Origin of the sequence: Colwellia sp. D2M02 (assembly GCF_018860755.1) — a bacterium.
GTDB classification, from domain to species: Bacteria; Pseudomonadota; Gammaproteobacteria; order Enterobacterales; family Alteromonadaceae; genus Colwellia; species Colwellia asteriadis.
This window is the reverse complement of sequence record NZ_JAHKPW010000017.1, coordinates 1-3,250: the sequence shown is the minus strand read 5'-3', so window position 1 is coordinate 3,250 and position 3,250 is coordinate 1. Positions and strand designations below refer to the sequence as shown.

Sequence of the window (3,250 nt, the reverse complement as noted above, 5' to 3'; positions counted from 1 at the left end):
ACAAAATCGATTCCAATCAACTATTCGTAACCAGTCAAATATTGCTGAGAACTTATCAGCGGCGAAATCACGTATAAAAGATGCTGACTTTGCAGCAGAAACGGCGGCGCTGACACGTAACCAAATACTGCAACAAGCAAGTCAAACTATTTTAAGCCAAGCGAACCAAAGACCACAAGCAGCATTAAGTCTGCTGGGTTAATGATTATAACAAAAAAATAATTCTCGAGCGGTAAGGTTTTGCCGCTCAATTCACCAAAAATATTTTTAGCGGCAACTGCTGTATGGCTTAGTGCACTCTTAATAAAGGAAATAGGTGTTGAGATAAGGTTTAGTGTGGGGGCGCGCCCTTGGCAATGGGGTAATAGCTAAGGGCGCTAATTAATGAAAGTTAACTGGTATGCGCGGAGGCTACAAAACCACTAAATACTCATTAATAGCAAGCTAATGTTTAGCAAGCTACTTAATAGTAAGCGAGTATCGTGCCAACTTTTTTTGACGGTAGTAAAGGGTGAGTTTTTTGAGTTTAAATTATTAAATTTGAAATGATAATTGTTTATTTTAATTAAATGTTAAGGAGGCCATCATGGCTTTATATGTAAATACCAACGTAAGTTCATTGAATGCACAACGTCAGTTAACCAATACTGGTGGTGCATTGGATACATCATTTCAGCGTCTATCATCAGGCTTGCGTATTAATAGCGCAAAAGATGATGCTGCAGGTTTACAAATCACCGATCGTTTACAATCGCAGATTAACGGTTTAAACCAAGGTAACCGTAATGCCAACGATGGTATTTCATTAGCGCAAACCGCTGAAGGTGCGATGGATGAAATGACTTCAATGTTTCAACGTGTCAGAACATTGGCGCAACAATCAGCTAACGGCTCAAACACTGATGAAGATAGATTAGCGATTCAAGAAGAAATTCGCTCGTTAATGAGTGAAGTTAACCGCGTAGCAACTGATACTACCTTTGGTGGTCAAAACTTACTTGATGGTAGCTATGATGCTCACTTTCAGGTAGGTGCAGATGCAGTGCAAACTATTGGCTTTAGTATGAAAACAGTTGGTGGTACCGCGGCAATTAATAACTTAACAGCAAATGGTGGTTTTACCTTGTCAGGTATTGCCGGTATTGCCAGTGCGGTAACAGGTAATGAGTTATCAGCATTAGCTGCTGGTGTATCTGAAATTGATGGTGCAGCTATCTCAGAAACCTTTGCCAATACGTTTATTGCCACAGCTATTAGTGTTTCTTCTCAAACTAACGCACAAGTTGTATTAGCGGGTATGGACTCATTAATTGCGGTTGTAGATAAGAAGCGTGCGGAGCTTGGTGCGGTACAAAACCGTTTTCAATCAACTATTCGTAACCAGTCGAATATTGCTGAGAACTTATCAGCGGCGAAATCACGTATAAAAGATGCTGACTTTGCAGCAGAAACGGCTGCGTTAACGCGTAACCAAATATTGCAACAAGCGAGTCAAACTATTTTAAGTCAAGCGAACCAAAGACCACAAGCAGCATTAAGTTTACTGGGATAACAGTTTAATTAATGGAGTTACCTTATGGCTCTTTATATTAATACCAATACCAGTAGTTTATTTTCGCAACGAAAACTAACAGCTACAACGCATGAATTAGATGTTAGTTTTCAGCGCCTCTCTACTGGTATGCGCATAAATAGTGCGGCTGATGATGCCGCTGGTTTGCAAATATCAAACCGGTTGGCATCACAGATATTAGGTTTAAACCAAGGTAATAGAAACGCTAATGACGGAATATCATTAACACAATCTATTGAAGGAGCAATGGAAGAAATTTCAACCATGCTCACTCGGGTAAGAACATTAGCACTACAATCGGCTAATGGCTCTAACTCTGGTAGCGATAGGTTGGCCTTACAGCAAGAAGTGAGAGCGCTTAGCGAAGAAGTAAATCGCATCGCAGAGGATACAACCTTTGCACAAAACAAAATACTCAATGGTGAGTTTTCTACTTCAATACAGGTAGGCGCTGATGCAATGCAGTTGATTAAGTTTGATATGCGTAGTGTAGGTGGTAGTGCGGCAATAAATAGCCTGTCGGCAAATGGTGGCTTTACGCTATCAGGTATTGCAGGTGTAGCTAGTGCCGTAAGTAGCAAAGGTTTAACTGCATTAGCCTCAGGAATATCAGTAATTACAGGAGCGGCTCTTGATGCTACTGATGACTTTGACACATTGTTTCGTGCAAAAACAATCAGCATTTCTACTATTGGTAATGCACAATTGGTTTTAGCTGGAGTCGACTCATTAATTAGCGTAGTAAATAAGAAGAGAGCTGAACTTGGGGGGGTGCAAAATAGGTTTCAGTCGACTATTCGTAACCAATCAAATATTGCTGAGAACTTATCAGCAGCTAAATCAAGAATAAAAGATACAGATTTTGCTTTTGAAACGGCAAAATTAACAAAATTACAAATTTTACAGCAAGCCAGTGCAACAATATTAACCCAAGCAAATCAAAGACCTCAACAAGCGTTGAGCTTACTTGGCTAGTATTAACAAGGAAGATAAAAGCAGAAATATAAAATAAAAGCTAAAGCTTTTTTATGCTGGGTCGATAGCGTGTTTAGGTAACTAAAAGTAAGTTCCCAAGCTTTTTGATTTTGGTAGGGGTACCAAGTCATTAAGTTACTAAACAATTAGCGGAGGCTCATATGGCTGTTTATGTAAATACTAACGTAAGTTCATTGAACGCACAGCGTCAATTAAATAAATCAGGTAATGCACTTGATACATCATTCCAACGCCTATCGTCAGGTTTACGCATTAACAGTGCTAAAGATGATGCAGCAGGACTTCAAATTTCAAACCGTTTAAGTTCACAAATTAACGGCTTAAACCAAGGTAACCGTAATGCCAACGATGGTATTTCATTAGCGCAAACCGCTGAAGGTGCCATGGATGAAATGACCTCAATGTTTCAACGTGTTAGAACTCTAGCTCAACAATCTTCTAACGGCTCGAATACCGATGAAGATAGATTGGCGATTCAAGAAGAAATTCGCTCGTTAATGAGTGAAGTTAACCGCGTAGCAACTGATACTACCTTTGGTGGTCAAAACTTACTTGATGGCAGTTATGATGCTCATTTCCAAGTAGGTGCAGATGCAGTGCAAACTATTGGCTTTAGTATGAAAACAGTTGGTGGTACCGCGGCAATTAATAACTTAACAGCAAATGGTGGTTTTACCTTGT

General features: G+C 39.7%; 3 protein-coding genes and 1 pseudogene. All 4 read left to right on the top strand.

Annotated elements, in window-relative coordinates; all coding sequences use genetic code 11:
* Nucleotides 1–202 (top strand): flagellin (locus KO495_RS02635; RefSeq protein ID WP_252738766.1); only part of this gene is annotated, 202 nt, incomplete at its 5' end.
* 384 nt (nt 203–586) lie between these two features.
* The gene (locus KO495_RS02630; RefSeq protein ID WP_215978854.1) at nt 587–1,552 is read left to right on the top strand and encodes a flagellin; all 966 of its coding nucleotides are present in this window, start codon (nt 587–589) and stop codon (nt 1,550–1,552) included.
* A gap of 24 nt (nt 1,553–1,576) precedes the next feature.
* Nucleotides 1,577–2,548, top strand: coding sequence for a flagellin (locus KO495_RS02625; RefSeq protein WP_215978853.1), 972 nt, complete (start codon nt 1,577–1,579; stop codon nt 2,546–2,548).
* A 161-nt stretch (nt 2,549–2,709) separates the two neighbouring features.
* A pseudogene (locus KO495_RS02620) lies at nt 2,710–3,250 on the top strand (flagellin); the annotation flags it as partial.

Bases quoted from the DNA above. Each gene is read 5' to 3' on its own strand.
- KO495_RS02630 (WP_215978854.1), top strand. From the start codon at position 587: ATGGCTTTATATGTAAATACCAACGTAAGTTCATTGAATGCACAACGT.
- KO495_RS02625 (WP_215978853.1), top strand. From the start codon at position 1,577: ATGGCTCTTTATATTAATACCAATACCAGTAGTTTATTTTCGCAACGA.